The organism is Streptococcus sp. IMAU 99161 (assembly GCF_014435245.1).
GTDB classification, from domain to species: Bacteria; Bacillota; Bacilli; order Lactobacillales; family Streptococcaceae; genus Streptococcus; species Streptococcus lactarius.
In genome coordinates, this window is the sequence record NZ_JAAPAW010000009.1 from 70475 (window position 1) to 90521 (window position 20047).

Annotated in this window: 19 protein-coding genes; 14 read left to right on the forward strand and 5 right to left on the reverse strand. The window is 41.2% G+C overall.

What is annotated here, in order from left to right:
* Nucleotides 1-159 precede the first annotated feature (159 nt).
* The gene (locus tag HA044_RS04845; protein WP_187539772.1) at nt 160-936 is read right to left on the reverse strand and encodes a glycyl-radical enzyme activating protein; all 777 of its coding nucleotides are present in this window, start codon (nt 934-936) and stop codon (nt 160-162) included.
* Between the two features lie 128 nt (nt 937-1064).
* Between HA044_RS04845 and HA044_RS04850 the strand changes: the two genes are divergently transcribed.
* From HA044_RS04850 to HA044_RS04885, 8 genes are all read left to right on the forward strand, one after another.
* Nucleotides 1065-1808: a DeoR/GlpR family DNA-binding transcription regulator gene (locus tag HA044_RS04850; protein WP_187539774.1), complete on the forward strand. Its 744-nt coding sequence runs from the start codon at nt 1065-1067 to the stop codon at nt 1806-1808.
* A gap of 14 nt (nt 1809-1822) precedes the next feature.
* Complete coding sequence (locus tag HA044_RS04855; RefSeq protein ID WP_187539776.1) at nt 1823-2791, forward strand: sugar-binding transcriptional regulator; 969 nt, start codon at nt 1823-1825, stop codon at nt 2789-2791.
* Between the two features lie 171 nt (nt 2792-2962).
* Nucleotides 2963-3283: a PTS lactose/cellobiose transporter subunit IIA gene (locus HA044_RS04860; RefSeq protein WP_187539778.1), complete on the forward strand. Its 321-nt coding sequence runs from the start codon at nt 2963-2965 to the stop codon at nt 3281-3283.
* A 16-nt stretch (nt 3284-3299) separates the two neighbouring features.
* The gene (locus HA044_RS04865; RefSeq protein WP_187539781.1) at nt 3300-3608 is read left to right on the forward strand and encodes a PTS sugar transporter subunit IIB; all 309 of its coding nucleotides are present in this window, start codon (nt 3300-3302) and stop codon (nt 3606-3608) included.
* Between the two features lie 9 nt (nt 3609-3617).
* Complete coding sequence (locus tag HA044_RS04870; protein WP_187539783.1) at nt 3618-4919, forward strand: PTS sugar transporter subunit IIC; 1302 nt, start codon at nt 3618-3620, stop codon at nt 4917-4919.
* A 142-nt stretch (nt 4920-5061) separates the two neighbouring features.
* Nucleotides 5062-7503, forward strand: coding sequence for a glycyl radical protein (locus HA044_RS04875; RefSeq protein WP_187539785.1), 2442 nt, complete (start codon nt 5062-5064; stop codon nt 7501-7503).
* 15 nt (nt 7504-7518) lie between these two features.
* Nucleotides 7519-8187: a fructose-6-phosphate aldolase gene (locus HA044_RS04880; RefSeq protein ID WP_187539787.1), complete on the forward strand. Its 669-nt coding sequence runs from the start codon at nt 7519-7521 to the stop codon at nt 8185-8187.
* A gap of 14 nt (nt 8188-8201) precedes the next feature.
* Nucleotides 8202-9293 carry a glycerol dehydrogenase gene (locus HA044_RS04885; protein ID WP_187539789.1) on the forward strand — a complete coding sequence of 364 codons (1092 nt, stop codon included), beginning with the start codon at nt 8202-8204 and terminating at the stop codon, nt 9291-9293.
* A gap of 81 nt (nt 9294-9374) precedes the next feature.
* On the opposite strand, the gene HA044_RS04890 is transcribed toward HA044_RS04885, so the two are convergent.
* A complete protein-coding gene (locus HA044_RS04890; protein WP_187539791.1) occupies nt 9375-10688 on the reverse strand; it encodes a DUF1958 domain-containing protein in 1314 nt (437 codons plus the stop codon).
* Nucleotides 10689-10890: 202 nt separating this feature from the next.
* Between HA044_RS04890 and leuS the strand changes: the two genes are divergently transcribed.
* Both leuS and HA044_RS04900 read left to right on the forward strand, forming a co-directional pair.
* Nucleotides 10891-13392: a leucine--tRNA ligase gene (leuS, locus tag HA044_RS04895; RefSeq protein WP_187539793.1), complete on the forward strand. Its 2502-nt coding sequence runs from the start codon at nt 10891-10893 to the stop codon at nt 13390-13392.
* A gap of 175 nt (nt 13393-13567) precedes the next feature.
* Nucleotides 13568-13981: a YjdF family protein gene (locus HA044_RS04900; protein WP_187539795.1), complete on the forward strand. Its 414-nt coding sequence runs from the start codon at nt 13568-13570 to the stop codon at nt 13979-13981.
* Nucleotides 13982-14034: 53 nt separating this feature from the next.
* Here the strand turns inward: HA044_RS04900 and HA044_RS04905 are convergent, their stop codons facing one another.
* From HA044_RS04905 to cbiM, 3 genes are read right to left on the reverse strand one after another with little or no spacing between them, the layout of a single operon-like run.
* The gene (locus HA044_RS04905; RefSeq protein ID WP_187539797.1) at nt 14035-14760 is read right to left on the reverse strand and encodes an energy-coupling factor ABC transporter ATP-binding protein; all 726 of its coding nucleotides are present in this window, start codon (nt 14758-14760) and stop codon (nt 14035-14037) included.
* Nucleotides 14761-14772: 12 nt separating this feature from the next.
* Nucleotides 14773-15561: an energy-coupling factor transporter transmembrane component T gene (locus HA044_RS04910; protein ID WP_187539799.1), complete on the reverse strand. Its 789-nt coding sequence runs from the start codon at nt 15559-15561 to the stop codon at nt 14773-14775.
* A complete protein-coding gene (gene cbiM, locus HA044_RS04915) occupies nt 15554-16537 on the reverse strand; it encodes a cobalt transporter CbiM (RefSeq protein ID WP_187539801.1) in 984 nt (327 codons plus the stop codon). The genes HA044_RS04910 and cbiM overlap by 8 nt, the downstream gene beginning before the upstream one ends.
* Nucleotides 16538-16827: 290 nt before the next feature.
* Between cbiM and HA044_RS04920 the strand changes: the two genes are divergently transcribed.
* Genes HA044_RS04920 through HA044_RS04935 form a run of 4 tightly spaced genes read left to right on the forward strand, consistent with a single transcriptional unit; the run spans nt 16828 to nt 19863 of the window.
* Entirely contained in the window at nt 16828-17277 is a 450-nt protein-coding gene (locus HA044_RS04920; protein WP_187539803.1) for a MarR family winged helix-turn-helix transcriptional regulator, read from the forward strand.
* Nucleotides 17278-17294: 17 nt separating this feature from the next.
* Entirely contained in the window at nt 17295-17621 is a 327-nt protein-coding gene (locus HA044_RS04925) for a hypothetical protein (RefSeq protein WP_187539805.1), read from the forward strand.
* On the forward strand, nt 17622-18350 hold the full coding sequence (locus HA044_RS04930; protein ID WP_187539807.1) for an ABC transporter ATP-binding protein: 729 nt from the start codon (nt 17622-17624) through the stop codon (nt 18348-18350).
* Nucleotides 18343-19863: an ABC transporter permease/substrate-binding protein gene (locus HA044_RS04935; RefSeq protein ID WP_187539809.1), complete on the forward strand. Its 1521-nt coding sequence runs from the start codon at nt 18343-18345 to the stop codon at nt 19861-19863. Before HA044_RS04930 ends, HA044_RS04935 begins: the two co-directional genes overlap by 8 nt.
* Nucleotides 19864-20047: the final 184 nt, after the last annotated feature.

Here is a 20047-nt window from a genome sequence, read left to right on the forward strand (position 1 = left end):
TAGTCTCGACTTCAGTTAAGCAATTGATTGATTTTATTGACCATGTGGGCCGTGCCCACCAGTCAATCTCTCTTTTTCTCGACGCTCGTGAAAAAACTAAAAAATTCCCAAAGCCAAGTTTTAACCTGCTGAAACTAGCTTTGGGGATTTTTGAATGGATTAGAAATAACAATGGATATTATGATCTAGAAAAACTTGCTGGTAGTCATATAAATCTTCGGGATGCAAAGCTTTGACATTTTCCATTTGATAACGTCTTCCAAGTAGTTTGTATTTATTCTCGCCAAATTGGTGAAATGGTAGTAATTGTACTTGATCAATATCTAAGGAGTTGAAAAGAGTGGAAAATTCTTCCGCATCGGCAAGAGAGTCGTTGAATTGAGGTATCACAGGTATACGTAAAACAATTGTTTTTTTCTCTTTAAAGGCGTAATGGATATTTTTAATAATTAAACTATTTTGAACTCCAACTTTCTTTTTATGTTTGAGGCTATCGTAGTGTTTCAAATCGGTATAAATGAAATCAACATATTGGATCAGGTCAATAAATTTTTCGTGTTCAACAAAAGCAGTTGTCTCAATGGCAGTGTGAAGACCTTTTTCTTTAGCAGCTTTCAGTAGTGCTTTTGCAAATTCAAATTGGGCAAATATTTCACCACCAGACAAGGTCATACCGCCTCCAGATTCCTCATAGAAATCAATATCTTTCATAACTTCATTAATAATTTCATCTACTGTTTTTTCTTGTCCAGTTGTCCCGGGGGCTTTAGTAACCGCATCCAGCATCGGTTCTGGGTTCATTCTCTGTGACTCAGGATTAGAACACCACGGGCAACGTAGTGGGCATCCTTTTAGAAAAACAGTTGTTCTAATTCCTGGACCATCATGAATACTGAAATGTTGAATGTTGAAGATAATACCACGTGTCGTTTCCATATCTACTTCTCCTTCTAACTTATAATTGTATTATATATTTTTTTAGAAACAAAATCAATTACGAATGAAAGTTTTTATTCTTGTGTTTTTTTGAAAATTTTTGATAAAATAGAGGGGAGGTAAGAAATATGAAGCGTTTAGAAGAAATTTTAAAATTAGTTTCTCAGTATGAAAAAATTGATGTCAATACGTTATCCGAAGCCTTAGAAGTTTCAAAAGTAACGATTCGAAAGGATTTGGATAAATTAGAATCTAAGGGACTACTTCATAGAGAACATGGTTATGCTGTATTGAATAGTGGAGATGATATAAATGTCCGTTTATCTTTTCATCATGATACAAAAAGAAAAATTGCCCAATCAGCAGCAAAATTGGTGCAAGATAACGAAACTATTCTTATCGAATCAGGCTCCACATGTGCTCTACTAGCAGAAGAAATTTGTCAAACAAAGAAGAATGTGAAGATCGTGACAAATTCTTATTTTATTGCAGACTTCATTCGAAATTATGATTCTTGCAAAATCATACTATTAGGAGGAGAATTTCAAAAAGACTCCCAAGTGACAGTAGGTCCGTTGTTGAAGGAGTTAATCCAATCTTTTCGTGTAAAAAATGCTTTTATCGGTGCAGATGGGTATGATGATGAATTGGGCTTTACTGGTAAAGATATGATGCGAAGCGAAGTTGTTCAATATATGTCTCAGGTTTCTGAAAATATAGTGATCCTAACAGACTCAAGTAAATTTCAAAAGAAAGGTAATGTTAGAAATTTTGCTTTATCTCAAGTTCAACGAGTGATCACGGATAAGGGAATAGCACCGGAGGCGATGAAAAAACTAGAACAAGCAAGTATATCCCTTACCATGGTATAGTTAGGAGAATAATTGTGAAATATGAACGTAAAAAATTATTGGCTAAGCTTGCTTACCTATATTATATTGAAGAAAAGAGTCAGTCAGAGATTGCTGCTGAAACTGGCATTTATAGGACAACAGTCAGTAGAATGTTAACTGAAGCTAAAAGGGAAAGAATTGTCAAAATTGAAATTGAGAGTTTCGATAGCAAACTATTTCGTTTGGAGAATTATGTCAAAGAGAAATATCATATTAGCGAATTAGAAATTGTACCAAATATTGAGGATGAACCTTTGTGGGATTTGGAACAACGTCTAGCTCGATCGGTTGCTGGTATGGTTCGTTCTCTTTTACAGGATGGAATGAATATTGGTTTTTCCTGGGGGAAAAGTCTCAGCCTTCTTGTTGATCAAATTGGTAGTAAGCGCTTAGAAAATGTACATTTTTATCCACTAGCAGGAGGACCCAGTCATATCCATGCCCGTTACCATGTAAACACCTTGATTTATAATATGACTAGTAAATTTCATGGGGAGTGTCGTTTTATCAATGCGACAATTATTCAGGAAAATAAGGAATTGGCAGAAGGAATCCTAACATCGAAATATTTTGATGATTTAAGAGAGAGCTGGGAAAATTTAGATATTGCAGTGGTAGGTATTGGTGGTCCTGCAGATACACATAGTCCACAATGGTTTGATATGCTTACGGACCAAGATTTTTCAAAATTACAGTCTGAAGAAGCAATTGGAGAGGTTTGCTGTCGTTTTTTCGATAGGAAAGGAAAACCGGTGTATCAAGATTTACAAGAAAGAACCGTTGCTATAACACTGGAAAAACTGAAGCAAATTCCTAAAACAGTTTCTTTGGCATATGGAGAAAGAAAAGCAGGGGCGATACTCTCGGTTATAAAAGCAGGCTATATTAATCATCTCGTAACCGATGAAGCGACGATTTTAAAAATGTTAGAGTTAGATGACGATTTTACTTTCATAAAATAATTATAAAGCTACTCAAAAATTGAGTGGCTTTTTCAATAGCCTCTAAAGCACAAATGTGCGTTATATAAAAACAAACAAACATATGTCTAAAAAATATTGACAGTCGATATCAAGGATGATATATTACTGTTAAGAAATAAAAGCGCTTTCAAAATAAAAGGAGGTTTTACTATGGAAGTCATTGTAGCAGATCAAATTATTATGGGATTAATTTTAAATGCTGGTGATGCCAAACAGCACATTTATCAAGCTTTATCATTCGCTAAAGAGGGGAACTTTGATTCCGCAGATAACGAAATCGAAAAGGCAAATGCAGCTCTTTTGGAAGCACATAACTTGCAGACACAATTTTTAGCCCAAGAAGCAGGTGGAACAAAGACAGAGATCACTGCTTTGTTTGTACACTCACAAGATCACTTAATGACATCAATTACAGAAATAAATTTGATTAAAGAAATGATTGACTTACGTAAAGAACTTTTAGTGAAATAACGAGGAGGAAAGTACTATGAAAATTGGTTTGTTTTGTGCAGCAGGTTTCTCAACAGGAATGTTAGTAAATAATATGAAAGTTGCAGCTCAAGAGTTAGGTATAGATGCAGAAATTGAAGCATATTCTCAGGCTAAATTAGCTGATTTTGCACCAGATCTTGATGTTGCATTATTAGGTCCACAAGTTGCCTATACTTTAGATAAATCGAAGTCTATTTGTGACAAAAATCATGTTCCAATTGCAGTTATTCCTATGGCAGATTATGGAATGCTTGATGGAAAGAAAGTTTTAAATTTGGCTTTAGAGCTCATTGATGCAGTTTAGGAGGTTATCATGGCTAAAATAGATTCTCAAAAAATCATTGGCCTAATCATGCGTTTTGTGAACATGCGTGGGATTATCGCACTTAAAGATGGGATGTTAGCAATTTTACCGCTGACAGTAGTTGGTAGCTTATTTTTGATTATAGGTCAACTACCATTTGAAGGATTAAATCAAGCTATTGCAAGTGTTTTTGGTGAAACTTGGACAGAGCCCTTCATGCAGGTCTATTCTGGGACATTTGCCATCATGGGGTTAATTTCTTGTTTCTCAATTGGCTATTCATATGCAAAAAATAGTGGGGTTGAACCTCTCCCAGCAGGTGTTCTTTCCTTGTCTTCTTTCTTTATCTTGCTAAAATCTTCTTATGTGCCAGCTAAAGGAGAACCTATAGGGGATGCTATAGCAAAAGTTTGGTTTGGTGGTCAAGGTATTATCGGAGCAATTATTATTGGTCTGGTGATAGGGGCCATTTATACACTTTTCATTCAAAAACATATTGTAATTAAAATGCCTGAGCAAGTCCCTCAAGCTATTGCAAAACAATTTGAAGCAATGATTCCAGCTTTTGTGGTGTTCCTACTTTCCATGATTGTTTACATTATTTCAAAAGTTGTCACAGGTGGTGGTACTTTTATCGAAATGATCTATGATGTAATTCAAGTTCCATTGCAAGGTTTAACAGGTTCATTATATGGTGCAATCGGTATTGCCTTCTTTATCTCCTTCTTATGGTGGTTCGGGGTACATGGTCAATCAGTTGTTAATGGTGTTGTGACAGCTTTACTACTTTCAAACCTAGATGCTAATAAATCTATGTTAGCGACTGGGAAGCTATCTGTTGAAAATGGTGCCCACATTGTAACACAACAATTTTTAGATAGCTTCTTAATTCTATCTGGATCGGGTATTACCTTTGGGTTGGTTATTGCAATGCTATTTGCAGCAAAGTCAAAACAATATAAAGCTTTAGGTAAAGTAGCTGCTTTTCCAGCAATATTTAATGTCAATGAACCAGTTGTATTTGGATTTCCAATTGTTATGAATCCAGTTATGTTTCTACCATTTATTTTGGTGCCTATATTAGCAGCTATTGTTGTGTATGGTTCGATTGCTATCGGATTTATGCAACCATTTTCAGGAGTTACTCTACCTTGGAGTACGCCGGCTATTATTTCAGGATTTATGGTTGGTGGATGGCAAGGTGCCATTGTACAGATAATTGTTTTAGGAATCTCTACACTTGTATACTTCCCGTTCTTTAAATTTCAAGATAAATTAGCTTGTGCGAATGAACTAGAAGCTGAAAAATAGTGTTCGAAATGGCAACGACACATTTGTGCTATTTTAGTTAAAACTAGCTATTCTACAGAGTATTTATTGAAATTTAAACGATTAAATGCTACTATAGTTACGAAAGAAAACAAAATAATTTCAAAAGAAAGGTTTATCAGATATGACAAACACAGTAGAAGTAGCAAGAACCTCCATCAAAACAGACTATTTTGGTAGTCTGACTGATCGGATGAATAAATATCGTGAAGATGTCTTAAACAAGAAGCCTTATATCGACGCTGAACGTGCCGTTCTTGCAACTAAGGCATATGATCGTTATAAGGAACAACCAAATGTTCTTAAACGTGCCTATATGTTGAAAGAGATTCTTGAAAATATGACAATCTATATTGAGGATGAATCCATGATTGCTGGAAACCAAGCATCCTCTAATAAAGATGCTCCGATCTTCCCAGAATATACTTTAGAGTTCGTTCTGAAGGAATTGGATCTTTTTGAAAAGCGGGATGGTGATGTCTTCTATATTACGGAAGAAACAAAAGAGCAACTCCGTAGTATCGCACCATTTTGGGAAAATAATAACTTGCGTGCAAGAGCTGGAGCTCTTCTACCGGAAGAAGTATCTGTCTATATGGAAACAGGATTCTTTGGTATGGAAGGGAAGATGAATTCAGGAGATGCCCACTTAGCAGTCAATTATCAAAAATTATTGCAATATGGCTTGAAAGGTTTTGAAGAAAGAGCTCGCCAAGCTAAAGCAGCCCTAGATCTAACGGATCCAGCTAGCATTGATAAGTACCATTTTTACGATTCTATCTTTATCGTAGTTGATGCTGTTAAGACCTATGCTCAACGATTTGTGGAACTTGCTAAACAACTTGCTGAGACAGCAACTCCTGAACGTAAGAAGGAATTGCTTGAAATTGCAGAGATTTGCTCAAAAGTTCCATACGAGCCTGCAAGTACATTTGCAGAGGCTGTTCAGTCTGTTTGGTTTATTCAATGTATTCTTCAGATTGAATCAAATGGACACTCACTTTCATATGGACGTTTTGATCAATATATGTATCCATACGTTAAAGCTGATTTGGAAAGTGGACGGGAAACTGAAGAGAGTATTGTTGAACGCTTGACCAACCTTTGGATCAAGACTATTACAATTAACAAAGTACGTAGTCAAGCACATACCTTCTCATCTGCAGGTAGTCCGCTTTATCAAAACGTTACGATTGGTGGTCAAACACGTGATAAGAAAGATGCCGTCAACCCATTGTCTTATTTGGTGTTGAAGTCAGTTGCTCAAACTCACCTTCCTCAACCAAACTTAACTGTTCGTTATCATGCTGGTCTGGATGCCCGCTTTATGAACGAATGTATTGAAGTTATGAAGCTCGGATTTGGTATGCCTGCTTTCAATAATGATGAGATTATTATTCCATCCTTTATTTCAAAAGGTGTTCTTGAAGAAGATGCTTATGATTACAGTGCGATTGGTTGTGTAGAAACAGCTGTTCCAGGTAAATGGGGATATCGCTGTACAGGTATGAGTTATATGAACTTCCCTAAAGTTTTGCTCATTACGATGAATGACGGAATCGATCCTGCTTCTGGCAAGCGCTTTGCACCAAGCTTTGGTCATTTTAAAGACATGAAGAGCTTCGATGAATTGCAAACTGCTTGGGACAAGACTTTGCGCCACTTAACCCGCATGAGTGTGATCGTAGAAAACTCTATCGACCTATCTCTTGAAAGAGAAGTGCCAGATATCCTCTGTTCAGCTTTGACAGATGACTGTATTGGACGTGGAAAACACCTAAAAGAAGGTGGAGCTGTCTACGATTATATTTCTGGTTTACAAGTGGGTATTGCAAACTTATCCGATTCACTTGCAGCAATCAAGAAACTGGTATTCGAAGAAGGACGCTTAACGCCACAAGAGCTATGGCATGCTCTGGAAACCGATTACGAGGGCGAACGTGGAAAAGAAATCCAAGAGATGCTTATCCATGATGCACCGAAGTATGGAAATGATGATGACTATGCGGACAGCTTAGTTCGAGAAGCATACGATATTTATGTGGATGAAATTGCTAAATATCCAAATACTCGCTATGGACGTGGGCCAATCGGAGGAATTCGTTACTCAGGTACATCTTCTATTTCAGCCAATGTAGGACAAGGTCGTGGAACATTAGCCACTCCGGACGGTCGTAATGCCGGGACTCCACTTGCAGAAGGATGTTCTCCATCCCACAATATGGACCAACATGGTCCAACATCTGTTCTAAAATCTGTCTCTAAATTGCCAACAGATGAAATTGTTGGTGGTGTTTTACTGAACCAAAAAGTAAACCCACAAACTTTATCCAAAGAAGAAGATAAATTAAAACTTATTGCTTTACTCCGTACGTTCTTTAATCGTCTACATGGATACCATATTCAATACAATGTGGTTTCTAGAGAGACATTATTAGATGCTCAAAAACATCCGGAAAAACACCGTGACTTAATTGTACGTGTCGCAGGCTACTCGGCTTTCTTCAATGTACTATCAAGAGCTACACAAGATGATATTATTGGACGGACAGAGCATACTCTATAGTAAAGAGGTATGTATATGGAATTTATGCTTGATACTTTAAATTTAGATGAGATAAAAAAATGGGCACGAGTGTTACCCCTTGCTGGGGTAACTTCGAACCCAACAATTGCCAAAAAAGAAGGGGATATTGATTTTTTTGATCGTATTCATAAGGTGCGGGAAATCATCGGAGGTTCTCCTTCCATCCATGTTCAAGTTGTCGCAAAAGATTATGAAGGAATTTTAAAAGATGCGGCTAAAATTCGCGAACAATGCGATGAAAATACCTATATTAAAGTCCCAGTTACACCTGAAGGACTTGCTGCAATTAAAGTGTTAAAAGCAGAGGGTTACAAAATTACTGCAACAGCAATCTATACTGTTTTTCAAGGACTGTTAGCGATTGAAGCAGGAGCCGACTATTTAGCACCTTATTACAATCGTATGGAAAACTTAAACATTGATTCAGCTCAGGTCATTTCTCAGTTAGCGAGTGCCATAGAGCGTAATCATTCATCAAGCAAAATTCTAGCAGCTTCCTTTAAAAATGTGGCTCAAATTAACAGAGCATTTAAAGAAGGAACACAAGCAATTACGGCAGGAGCAGATGTCTTTGAGGCAGCTTTTGGAATGCCTTCTATTGCAAAAGCAGTAGATGACTTCGAGGCGGATTGGTCAGCTGTTCATCAAAAGAATACAATCTGATAAAGGAGGAATGTATGAGAAATTTTGCAAGTCCATCCCGTTACATACAAGGTGAGAATGCTTTATTTGAAAATGCAAAACCTATTTTGGAACTAGGAAGTCATCCTGTCTTACTATGTGATTCAGTAGTCTATGATATCGTAGGAGAACGTTTTGAAAAGTATCTCCTCCGGTATGGCTTTACAGTCTTACCAGTGTTCTTCAATGGTGAAGCTTCTGATAATGAAATCAATCGTGTGGTCAGTCTGGCAGAAGAAAATGGCTGTGATTTGGTTATTGGACTTGGTGGAGGAAAGACCATCGACAGTGCAAAAGCGATTGCCGATCTTTTACAATCACCAGTTGTCATTGCTCCGACCATTGCCTCGACAGATGCTCCTGTTTCGGCCTTGTCAGTTATCTACACGGATGAGGGAGCCTTTGCTCGCTATATCTTCTATTCTAAAAACCCAGAATTGGTCTTGGTAGATAGTAAAGTGATCTCTCAAGCACCAAAACGTTTGCTCGCTTCTGGTATCGCAGATGGATTAGCGACTTGGGTCGAAGCGCGTGCGGTAATGCAAGCCAACGGAAAAAACATGTTAGGCAAACACCAAACTCTAGCGGGTGTCGCCATTGCGCAACGTTGTGAAGAAATCTTATTTGCTGATGGCCTCCAAGCTATGGCTGCTTGTGAAGCTAAGGTCGTAACTCCTGCTTTAGAAAACATCATTGAAGCCAATACCCTTCTCAGTGGGATCGGGTTTGAAAGTGGTGGCTTGGCAGCGGCTCACGCCATCCATAATGGCTTTACGGCCCTTGCTGGGGATATCCACCATTTGACACACGGTGAAAAAGTAGCTTATGGAACCTTGGTTCAATTGTTCTTGGAAAACCGTCCAAAAGAAGTTTTGGATAAATACATTCGCTTCTATCAACAAATTGGCATGCCAACGACTCTGAAAGAAATGCATCTTGAAAATGCAAGCTACGAAGATCTTCTCAAGGTTGGTCAACAAGCAACGATTGAAGGAGAAACTATCCATCAAATGCCATTTGAAGTGAAAGCATCTGATATTGCCCAAGCAATCGTAGCAGTAGATGCCTACGTTCTAAGTTTAGACTAAATTAAAATCTGTCATTCATTAAGAACGTGATTTCTTTCAAATACAAGAACTCCCATACCTTACGGTAATGGGAGCTTTTTTCTATTTCCTTCTATTTGGATCAGTTTGTTTAAAGATTAGGTATAAAATTCCAGCGGGTAGGAAGCAGAAGATCCACATAACATCGAATCCTTTTTTCTTGTTGCTGGAGTTTGTTGGTTGGGAATCGCTGATCGCAATTCCAGGCTTGATACTTGGGGAGACCTGCTTCAAGCCGTTTTGAACCACCAGTCGCTTGTTTTCTAGTTTGATAGCTGGTTTGGTCCCTTTTTTGACGGTTGCATAAAAGTCTTTTTCCAAGTGAACAGTATGGCCATCAATTTCGTGGTCACCTGCAGAGAGGACCTTTTTATATTGATAATCCGCAAACATTTTCTCAGCTAAGGCATTTCCGATTTGATTGCGGTAGCTTTCTGCGATTTCAACATCATAGTTCCCAACCCCTAGGATCACTTCGATGATCCGTTGCTTGCCTCGTTTGGTGGTTGCTGTGTAGTTGTAGTCGGCAGTCGGGCTCGATCCAGTCTTGAGACCATCCGTTCCCTTGAGTTCAAACTTCCCGCCTTCTAGCGAGGTATTGTAGTTGTCATAGCTTTGCTCATATGGCGTGCCTGGCATGATGGTCGTGTGGGCCTGTTTGGTGTATTCCAGCATTTCCGGCAAGTCATTGACAATGTGATAGGCAAGGATCGACATGTCTCGCGCTGTAATCTCATTATTGGCGTTCAAGTCGTGGTGTTGTGGATTGTAGTAGCCCTGTAAGACGGAAATCATCGCCCCGTTTGGGTTATTCCATTTGGTATGGACCATGCCCATTTCTTGCGAGTACTGATTCATCAACTCTAAGAATTTGTCTGGATCATTGTCTGTGACAAGATTAGCCAGCATAATCACAGCAGCACTTGAAGATGGGACAAAGAGCATCTTGAGTAATTCGGATACCTTATACTGTACACCGGCAACAATCGGAGAATTGCTCAGAAGGTTATTTTCTGAGATGGCTTGGTCCGCTTCGGTCGCAGTGACAACGGTATCGTAAGTGATTTTTCCTTCTTTGATTGCCCGAAAAACCACGTAAGCACTCATGAGCTTGGCCATGCTTCCGGAATCGCGAACAGTATCAATATTGTCCCCGTAGAGGATGGCTCCAGTATTAGCATCAATGACAATGTCTGCTTTGGGCTTGTAAAAGTTATCAAAGTTTAATCCAGCATCGGATGCAATTTTCATCACATCCTCTTGCTGGTAGATATCGTCCGCAAAGGCAGTGGAAATGGATCCAACTGTCATCGTTCCCACAAGTAAGCCTAAGAGGGTATGGTTTCGTAATTTTTTAAAGAATCTCCAATCAATCATAGCCTCTATTATACCATACAGTGAGGGGATGTGAAAGAGTTTCAAGTCTAAAAAAAGGATTGGTGGAAAGGCAATTCTGTTTCAAAATAGAGACGAGGGGGTCATCACTTCCCTATCTGTTTCCGCCTTTTTCTTTGGTGGATCCTTTAAAAATCCCCTAAAAATGGTATAATAAGAGCATCACGAAAATTGGAGAGACGCTATGAGTTTTTACAATCATAAAGAAATCGAGCCTAAGTGGCAAAAATACTGGGCTGACCATCACACTTTTAAGACAGGAACAGACGCCTCAAAACCTAAGTTTTATGCATTGGATATGTTCCCTTACCCATCTGGAGCGGGTCTGCACGTAGGACACCCAGAAGGGTATACAGCGACTGATATCCTCAGCCGTTTCAAACGTGCACAAGGCTACAACGTCCTTCACCCAATGGGTTGGGATGCCTTTGGTTTGCCTGCAGAGCAATATGCTATGGATACAGGGAATGACCCAGCGGAATTCACAGCGGAAAACATTGCCAACTTCAAACGTCAAATCAATGCGCTTGGATTCTCTTACGATTGGGATCGTGAAGTCAATACTACAGATCCGAACTACTACAAGTGGACGCAATGGATTTTCACCAAGCTTTACGAAAAAGGTTTGGCTTATGAAGCTAAAGTTCCAGTAAACTGGGTTGAAGAATTGGGTACAGCCATCGCCAACGAAGAAGTCCTCCCAGATGGGACATCTGAGCGTGGAGGCTATCCGGTTGTCCGCAAACCAATGCGCCAATGGATGCTTAAAATTACTGCCTACGCAGAACGTTTGCTTAATGACTTGGATGACCTTGACTGGCCAGAGTCTATCAAGGACATGCAACGCAACTGGATTGGTAAATCAACTGGTGCCAATGTCACTTTCAAAGTGAAAGGAACAGACAAGGAATTCACCGTCTTTACCACTCGTCCTGATACTCTTTTTGGTGCAACTTTCACTGTCTTGGCTCCTGAGCATGACTTGGTAGATGCTATCACAACACCTGAACAAGCTGAGGCTGTAGCGGACTACAAACACCAAGCTAGCCTGAAATCAGACTTGGCTCGTACAGACCTTGCCAAGGAAAAAACAGGGGTTTGGACGGGTGCTTATGCCGTAAACCCTGTCAATGGGAAAGAAATCCCAATCTGGATTGCCGACTACGTTCTTGCTAGCTACGGAACTGGTGCTGTTATGGCCGTACCTGCCCACGATGAGCGTGACTGGGAATTTGCCAAACAATTTGGCCTTCCAATCGTAGAAGTGTTGGAAGGTGGAAACGTAGCAGAAGCTGCCTACACAGAAGATGGCCTTCACGTCAACTCTGACTTTCTGAACGGTCTTAATAAAGAAGACGCCATTGCCAAGATTGTAGCTTGGTTGGAAGAAAAAGGCTGTGGTCAAGAGAAAGTGACCTACCGTCTCCGCGACTGGCTCTTTAGCCGTCAACGTTACTGGGGTGAACCAATCCCAATCATTCATTGGGAAGATGGGACTTCAACAGCCGTTCCAGAAAGTGAATTGCCACTTGTCTTGCCAGTCACCAAGGACATCCGCCCTTCAGGTACTGGTGAAAGTCCACTAGCTAACTTGACAGACTGGCTGGAAGTAACTCGTGAAGATGGGGTCAAAGGTCGTCGTGAAACCAACACCATGCCACAATGGGCAGGTTCAAGCTGGTACTACCTCCGCTATATCGATCCACATAACACTGAGAAATTGGCCGATGAGGATCTCCTCAAACAATGGTTGCCAGTCGATATCTACGTGGGTGGTGCAGAACACGCCGTACTTCACTTGCTTTACGCTCGTTTCTGGCATAAATTCCTCTATGATCTCGGTGTTGTTCCAACTAAAGAGCCATTCCAAAAACTCTTTAACCAAGGCATGATTTTGGGAACCAGCTACCGCGACCACCGTGGGGCTCTTGTGGCGACTGACAAGGTTGAAAAACGTGATGGTTCCTTCTTCCATGTGGAAACAGGGGAAGAATTGGAACAAGCACCAGCTAAGATGTCTAAATCCCTCAAGAACGTGGTCAACCCAGACGATGTGGTGGAACAATATGGTGCTGATACCCTTCGTGTCTATGAAATGTTCATGGGACCACTTGATGCTTCCATCGCTTGGTCTGAAGAAGGTCTGGAAGGAAGTCGTAAGTTCCTCGACCGTGTGTACCGTTTGATTACAAGTAAAGAAATCGATGCGGAAAACAATGGTGCTCTAGACAAGGTTTATAACGAAACCGTTAAAGCTGTTACAGAGCAAATCGAGTCTATGAAATTCAATACAGCCATTGCCCAACTCATGGTCTTTGTCAACGCGGCAAACAAAGAAGACAAACTCTATGTGGATTACGCCAAAGGCTTCGTCCAATTGATTGCTCCATTTGCCCCTCACTTGGCAGAAGAACTCTGGCAAACAGTCGCAGAAACAGGTGAGTCCATCTCTTACGTAGCTTGGCCAACATGGGACGAAAGCAAATTGATTGAAGACGAAATCGAAATCGTCGTCCAAATCAAAGGTAAAGTCCGTGCCAAACTCATGGTCGCAAAAGACCTTTCACGCGAAGAATTGCAAGAAGTGGCTCTGGCTGACGATAAAGTCAAAGCAGAGATTGACGGTAAAGAAATCGTGAAAGTGATTAGTGTACCGAACAAGCTTGTAAATATCGTAACGAAATAAATTTAAAAGTCCTCCAGAGGTAGACTCTGGAGGATTTTTGTATTGCTATATGCTATAATAGTTCCAACTAAGATAAAAACACAGTTCTGGTTGGTAGTCCAGACGTAGGCAAGCCTATCAGTAACCTTCCTCCTTGGTTGTCCATTCTTAGGGATAGATTTAAGGAGGTGCTGTCGTGGAAACAATTTCAATTGGATTGACAGTTTATTTTGAAGATGGATTTTGGCATGGTTTGTTCGAACAAGTGTATCGAGAAAATTATCAAGTTTGTCGTGTGACATTTGGTCAGGAGCCAAAAGATGATGAAATTCTAGAGATCTTACAGACTCAGTTTACTCAATTATCTTTTAGTCCAGAAGCTATAGTTAAGCAACATGTAAAAATCAAGAATCCTAAACGATTACAGCGAATGGTAAGGAAACAAGTAAATCAGAAAGTTTCTTCCAAGTCGAAAGAACTATTGCAGTTGCAGTATGAGGAAAGGAAAAAGATTTCAAAACATCAATCTAGTGTCCAAAAGCAATTGCTCAAACAAGAGAAATTTGAACGCAAACAGCAAAAACGAAGAGAGAAGCATAAAGGACGTTAACCCTTGTCTCTCTCATAAAAAAAGCTTCGGTAGGATGTACCTACCGAGGCTTTTTAACATGTAATGAAGGATTGTTGAATAGCTGGGTCATTTTCCCAATCAGCTCGATCGTAGCTGCCTGTGATGGTGTGTTCTTCAGAAAAGAGGAGGACCCGTTCGACAATCGGTGCGATTTGCTCGAAATGGTGGGAGGAAATCACAATTGTTTTTCCGGCTGTTTTGAGTTCTTGAAGCAAGGCGACAATCAGCTTCTGGTATTTTGGCGAGAGGCCGTTAAAGGGCTCATCAAAGAGCAAGAGGCTAGGATTCATGGTGAGGACACTGGCGATAGCGACTAGTTTCTTTTCGCCACCAGAAAGATGGTAGGGAATGCGATCTCTCAGGTGTTCAATCTCTAAAAGAGCAAGCGTATCCTTGACGCGTTGTTCGACTTCGGACTCGGCTAAGCCTAATTGACGTGGTCCAAAAGCCAGTTCATCATAGACGCTTGTATTGAACAATTGGGTATCGCTGTTTTGAAAAATGAGTCCAACCTGCTGGAAGAGTTGCCCAGCACGATGGGGATCTTTCAAGAAGTCTTGGTCAATGGTCCAGTCCTTGAAGTGGTATTGACCAGACGAGAGGGGCAAGAGCCCAACTAGAATTTTAAAGAGGGTCGATTTTCCAGCTCCGTTTGGGCCCATCAAGCCCACGGTTTCCCCTTTTTGGATCTGGAGTTGAATATCGTGGATTCCAGTTTCTTCGGTATAGTGGTAATTTCCATCCTGAATGGTAATCATAGGGCTTCCTTTCTAGCCAAGTAAGATCGTGAAGGTCATAAGGACCCCCAATTCCAATAGGAAAAAGACATCTTCCTTCTTCCAGTGGAAGGCTTCTTTGCGCTGTGTATCCATGCCGTAGCCTCGAAGAATCATCGCTTCGTAAACTTCTTTGGTGTGGTTTTTTGTGGATAGGTACAAGAGTCCGAGTATAGAGCCAAAGAGATTGAGATTCACTTTTTGTCCTACCGTTCTCAGCTGGACGCTTTCAATCTGTTGTTGCAAGTGTTTCCCTAAAATATAGCCGTATTTGAGGGTAATATCAATGGTTTGCACGAAGGTTTTTGGGACACGTAATTGCCGAAGGGCCTCGACCAATTGCACACTTGTCGTTGTAGCTAGAAAGAGGGAAATATTGAGGACAATCATCCCTGCACGGAGCAAAAAGAGGCCACCGTTTTGAAACCCTTGAAATAAAATGCTGGGCAAAATCACAATTGCGGAAATCCAAAGTACCTTGAACAGAACCTTAAAAAGATGCAGTAAGACATCACCAGGTAGTATTGAAATGTGAGCCAATAAGAGAATCGCGATGAACCATAGTTGGATCGAATGGTGGGCAGTCGTGATGAGGATCGCTAAAATTAAGAAGGAAACGAGCCGCATCCAAGAGGAGGTTTTAGCCTTGAATGCGGGTGTCGTTTGTTTCATTTTTCCAAGAAAATGACGCAACGTTTGAAGATTCATTTGTAAATAATGATGGCTTTTTGATGCTTCAAGAGTTGCTTGATCTTGATAGACCCAGTCAGGAAGTTTACTCATGAGAAGTTTTTTCTCCGTTCATTGAGCGAATAATTTTACTGATAATATAGAAGATAAGGACGGCCGTAACGGCTGAAAGAATATAGCCGATCGCGATTTTCGTTCCAGGAATGGTGTAATCACTAAACAAGGCTTCAAATGAGAATCCATTTTTGATCCCTGTTGGGACTTTACCGTGAAGCAGGCTACCTAATTCTTCAGCAGACCATTCGCCAAAAGCTGTCCCGTTTGCGAGGAGTCCAAGTGGGCTGAGGACGATCAAAGCAAGGAGTACCCAGCGAATTTTTTTAACAAATGAAGTTGTATTGACGGTACTTGGTGTGTACAACTCTGCAGGAGCAACTTGTTTGACAAATCGGTAAATCACAACGGTGAAGAAGGCTTCGACCCAACCTGCGACAAGGAGGTGAGCTCCCAACATGGCAGGAACCGTGATACTCAATCCATAAGGATTATAGAGTGGCTGACCAGCTTCTGAAGCGATGAGGGGTTGCAAGCCCAATTCAACACCAGCTAAGAAGGCAGCGGCATTGATCGAAAGATAAGAACCAACGATGACGCCAAGTGTTTCTTGATGGTGTTTGCGGAACAAGCTGTAAATGGCATAGCCAACAAAAGGCATTACAATGGCCATATTAAAAATGTTGGCCCCAAGAGCGAGAATCCCTCCGTCCCCGAATAAGAAGGCCTGTAGCAGTAAGGCAACCGTCAACGCCAGAGAGGCCGCATAGGGGCCGATGAGAATGGCGAGAAGGGTCCCTCCGACAGCGTGAGCGGTCGTTCCACCAGGGACAGGAACATTAAACATCATTAATAAGAAGGACAAAGAAGCAGCGATCCCAAGCATCGGCGCTAGCTCTTTGTTTTCTTTTAATTGGACCTTGACTTTTTTGACAGACAAGACAATAACAGGCGCAGCAGCAACCGCTAAAACCGCACAACTTGCTGGGCTTAGGTAATTATCTGGTATATGCATAACAAATTCTCCGTTCGTCTAATTTATTTCAGTTAACAGATTACCACATTGTAAAATAAGGTGTCGTTGCAAAACGAGTCCAACATTTGTTACTTTTACTAGAAACAAGGCTATTTTACTAAAAGAAATTGGTAGAAAGAAGGGATGAACACTACTTTGAAGGCCTATAAAGGCTTTTTTAAGGTGAATTTGAATAAATTTATTAATTCCATATCGAAATAGTTGACAGGTGTAATGGACGGTGATACAATGGCTGTGATATTTCGATATAGAAATAAAAAGGAGACAAAATGGACAAGAAGCAAGGGGGCTACCAAGCTCTACAGATACGCTTGTTGAACGGGCGACTGTTTCAAAAACTCTTGAGCAAGGAACCAGATGCCCAATACCGAAGTGAACAGGGGAAAATTTTAACGATTCTGTGGAAGCAAGAATTGGGGTGCGCTACTGCGACCGATATCGCTCTTGCGACAGGTCTAGCTAATAATACATTGACCAGCATGGTTAAAAAATTGGAAGAACAAGGCTTGGTTACGATTCAACCTTGCACGCAGGATAAAAGAAAAAAATATATTTCTTTGACAGACCTCGGTTGGGCGCAAAAAGAAATTGGGGATCGTGTCAGCAAGGAACTGGGTGAGATTTTCTACCAAGGTTTTTCTGACCAAGAAATCCGAGAATTTGAGGCCTATCAAGAGCGGATTATTGAAAATCTAAAAGCTAAAGAGAATGAACTGTAGTAGAGGGGAAAACGCTTATGATTGGAATAACAGGTGTAACAGGGGAATTAGGCTCTTTTGTGGCTGATCTTGTCGATAAGAGAGGAATGGCTTCTATCCATCTGGCACGAAGCCCAGAGCGGGCAACAGTCTACACGACTGCGAAAATTCGTAAGATGGTGTATGCCAATACTCCAGAGGTGGTTGAGGCCTTAAAGGGGATCGATGTCTGGGTCAGCACCTATACAGCTATCAAAGTTGGAGAACAAGCTGGGGTTTCAACAGATGTTGGAAACGTTCTAGGGCATCCAGCAAGTAGCCTATTGGATATTCTTAGAGATAGAAAACGTATTGAGGAAGATTAAATGATTGAATACAAACATGTAGCCTTGCGCTACACAGAAAAAGACATTTTAAAAGATGTCAATCTTCGTATTGAAGATGGAGAATTTATGGTCCTCGTGGGACCTTCAGGATCTGGAAAAACCACTATGATCAAGATGATCAATCGGCTTCTTGAGCCGACCGATGGCAATATCTACATGGACGGGAAACGCATTAAGGACTATGATGAACGGGAGTTACGTCTGTCTACCGGCTATGTTTTGCAGGCCATTGCCCTATTTCCTAACTTGACAGTTGCGGAAAATATTGCCCTCATTCCTGAGATGAAGGGCTGGAGCAAGGAGCGAGTGGCTTCCAAAACAGTCGAACTTTTAGAAAAAGTAGGTCTTCCAGCTTCTGATTATGCCGATCGAAAACCCCATGAGCTCTCTGGTGGGGAGCAACAGCGTGTCGGAATTGTCAGGGCCATGATCGGGGAGCCAAAAATCTTACTGATGGACGAGCCTTTCTCTGCTTTGGATGCCATTTCTCGCAAGCAGTTGCAAACTCTTACCAAAAACTTACACAAGGAGTTCGGCATGACCACTATCTTTGTTACACACGATACCGACGAAGCCTTGAAACTAGGCGATCGCATTGCGGTGCTAGAAGAAGGAGAGATTGTGCAGGTGGCCGATTCCAAGACCATTTTAGCCCAACCAGCCAATGATTTTGTCGCAGATTTGTTTGGAGGTGCTCACCATGTCTAAACTACTTCTAACCTTTCAAGAGCGTTTTGGGGACTGGCTCACAGCCCTTGGCCAACACCTGCAATTGTCTCTTTTGACCCTTATGATTGCTATTTTCATCGCAGTACCTTTAGCGATTTATCTTAGTACGCGCCACCGAGCAAGTAACTGGGTCTTACAGATCGCAGGAATCTTTCAGACCATTCCTTCCTTGGCGCTTCTAGGACTGTTCATTCCCATCATGGGAATTGGAACGCTGCCTGCTTTAACCGCTCTGGTCATCTATGCATTATTCCCGATTTTACAAAATACCATTACCGGTTTACGTGGGGTTGATCCCAGTTTAGAAGAAGCGGGGGTCGCCTTTGGGATGACCAAGTGGGAGCGCCTCAAGAAGTTTGAGATTCCTTTAGCCATGCCTGTGATGATGTCAGGCGTGCGAACTTCGGCAGTCATGATTATTGGAACAGCGACTCTAGCGGCCTTGATCGGAGCTGGAGGGCTTGGTTCCTTCATCCTCCTCGGTATTGACCGAAGAAATTATAGCTTAATTTTGATTGGGGCCCTTTCTTCCGCTCTTCTTGCGATTTTGTTCAATAGTATCTTGAAATGGATGGAAAAGGCCAAGTTGCGGACCATTTTTGCGGCTTTTGCTGTTATGGTCCTTGGTTTGGGAGTTAGTTATGCCCCAAGCCTACTTCCTCACAAAGAGAAAGAAAAGCTGGTGATCGCAGGTAAATTGGGACCAGAACCTGAAATTCTCATGAACATGTATAAACTTCTCATCGAGGAAAATACAGACATGACGGTGACGGTGAAACCCAACTTTGGGAAGACCGACTTTCTTTACCAAGCACTGAAAAAAGGGGATATCGATATCTATCCAGAATTTACTGGTACGGTGACGGAAAGTCTCTTGAAGGATAGACCAAAGGTGAGCCACGATCCGAAAGCGGTTTACAAGGTGGCGCGTGATGGGATTCAGCAGCAAGATCATCTGAGCCTCTTGCGACCGATGGCCTATCAAAATACCTATGCAGTGGCTGTGCCAAAGAAAATTGCCCAAACGTATGGCCTCAAGACCATCTCAGATCTCAAAAAAGTAGAAGGTCAGCTGAAAGCAGGCTTCTCATTAGAATTTAATGACCGCGAAGATGGAAATAAGGGCCTTCAATCCCTTTATGGTCTAAATCTCAATGTGGCAACCATGGAGCCGGCGCTGCGCTATGAGGCAATTCAGAAAGGAAATATCCAAATTACCGATGCCTATTCAACAGACCCTGAAATTGCTCAATATGATCTAGTGGTTCTGGAAGATGACAAGCAACTCTTCCCTCCTTATCAAGGGGCGCCACTGATGAAAGCTGAATTACTGAAAAAACATCCAGAATTGGAAGGCATTCTTAACAAGTTAGCTGGCAAAATTACGGAAAAGCAGATGAGTCAAATGAACTACCAAGTTGGGGTAGAAGGAAAATCCGCCGCTAAAGTAGCCCGTGACTTTTTGGTTAAAGAAGGGGATATCAAGAAATAACCAGACGAGGCTGGGACAAAAGTCCTAGCCTCTCAATTGTCTTTGAATTTTCGAGCAAGACGCAGTGGTTGAGTGCTCAAAGCACTGCTTTGAGGTGACGGATAGAACTTGCGAAGCAAGTATCCTAAGTCTTTGTTCGCTTTTTAAACTTCAAAGATGCCCTATGTTGACGGAAACTATGTTT

Excerpts from the sequence above, each read along its gene's own strand:
- HA044_RS04845 (WP_187539772.1), bottom strand. The coding sequence starts at position 936 with ATGGAAACGACACGTGGTATTATCTTCAACATTCAACATTTCAGTATT.
- HA044_RS04850 (WP_187539774.1), top strand. The coding sequence starts at position 1,065 with ATGAAGCGTTTAGAAGAAATTTTAAAATTAGTTTCTCAGTATGAAAAA.
- HA044_RS04860 (WP_187539778.1), top strand. The coding sequence starts at position 2,963 with ATGGAAGTCATTGTAGCAGATCAAATTATTATGGGATTAATTTTAAAT.
- HA044_RS04865 (WP_187539781.1), top strand. The coding sequence starts at position 3,300 with ATGAAAATTGGTTTGTTTTGTGCAGCAGGTTTCTCAACAGGAATGTTA.
- HA044_RS04870 (WP_187539783.1), top strand. The coding sequence starts at position 3,618 with ATGGCTAAAATAGATTCTCAAAAAATCATTGGCCTAATCATGCGTTTT.
- HA044_RS04875 (WP_187539785.1), top strand. The coding sequence starts at position 5,062 with ATGACAAACACAGTAGAAGTAGCAAGAACCTCCATCAAAACAGACTAT.
- HA044_RS04880 (WP_187539787.1), top strand. The coding sequence starts at position 7,519 with ATGGAATTTATGCTTGATACTTTAAATTTAGATGAGATAAAAAAATGG.
- HA044_RS04885 (WP_187539789.1), top strand. The coding sequence starts at position 8,202 with ATGAGAAATTTTGCAAGTCCATCCCGTTACATACAAGGTGAGAATGCT.
- HA044_RS04890 (WP_187539791.1), bottom strand. The coding sequence starts at position 10,688 with ATGATTGATTGGAGATTCTTTAAAAAATTACGAAACCATACCCTCTTA.
- leuS (WP_187539793.1), top strand. The coding sequence starts at position 10,891 with ATGAGTTTTTACAATCATAAAGAAATCGAGCCTAAGTGGCAAAAATAC.
- HA044_RS04905 (WP_187539797.1), bottom strand. The coding sequence starts at position 14,760 with ATGATTACCATTCAGGATGGAAATTACCACTATACCGAAGAAACTGGA.
- HA044_RS04910 (WP_187539799.1), bottom strand. The coding sequence starts at position 15,561 with ATGAGTAAACTTCCTGACTGGGTCTATCAAGATCAAGCAACTCTTGAA.
- cbiM (WP_187539801.1), bottom strand. The coding sequence starts at position 16,537 with ATGCATATACCAGATAATTACCTAAGCCCAGCAAGTTGTGCGGTTTTA.
- HA044_RS04920 (WP_187539803.1), top strand. The coding sequence starts at position 16,828 with ATGGACAAGAAGCAAGGGGGCTACCAAGCTCTACAGATACGCTTGTTG.
- HA044_RS04925 (WP_187539805.1), top strand. The coding sequence starts at position 17,295 with ATGATTGGAATAACAGGTGTAACAGGGGAATTAGGCTCTTTTGTGGCT.
- HA044_RS04930 (WP_187539807.1), top strand. The coding sequence starts at position 17,622 with ATGATTGAATACAAACATGTAGCCTTGCGCTACACAGAAAAAGACATT.
- HA044_RS04935 (WP_187539809.1), top strand. The coding sequence starts at position 18,343 with ATGTCTAAACTACTTCTAACCTTTCAAGAGCGTTTTGGGGACTGGCTC.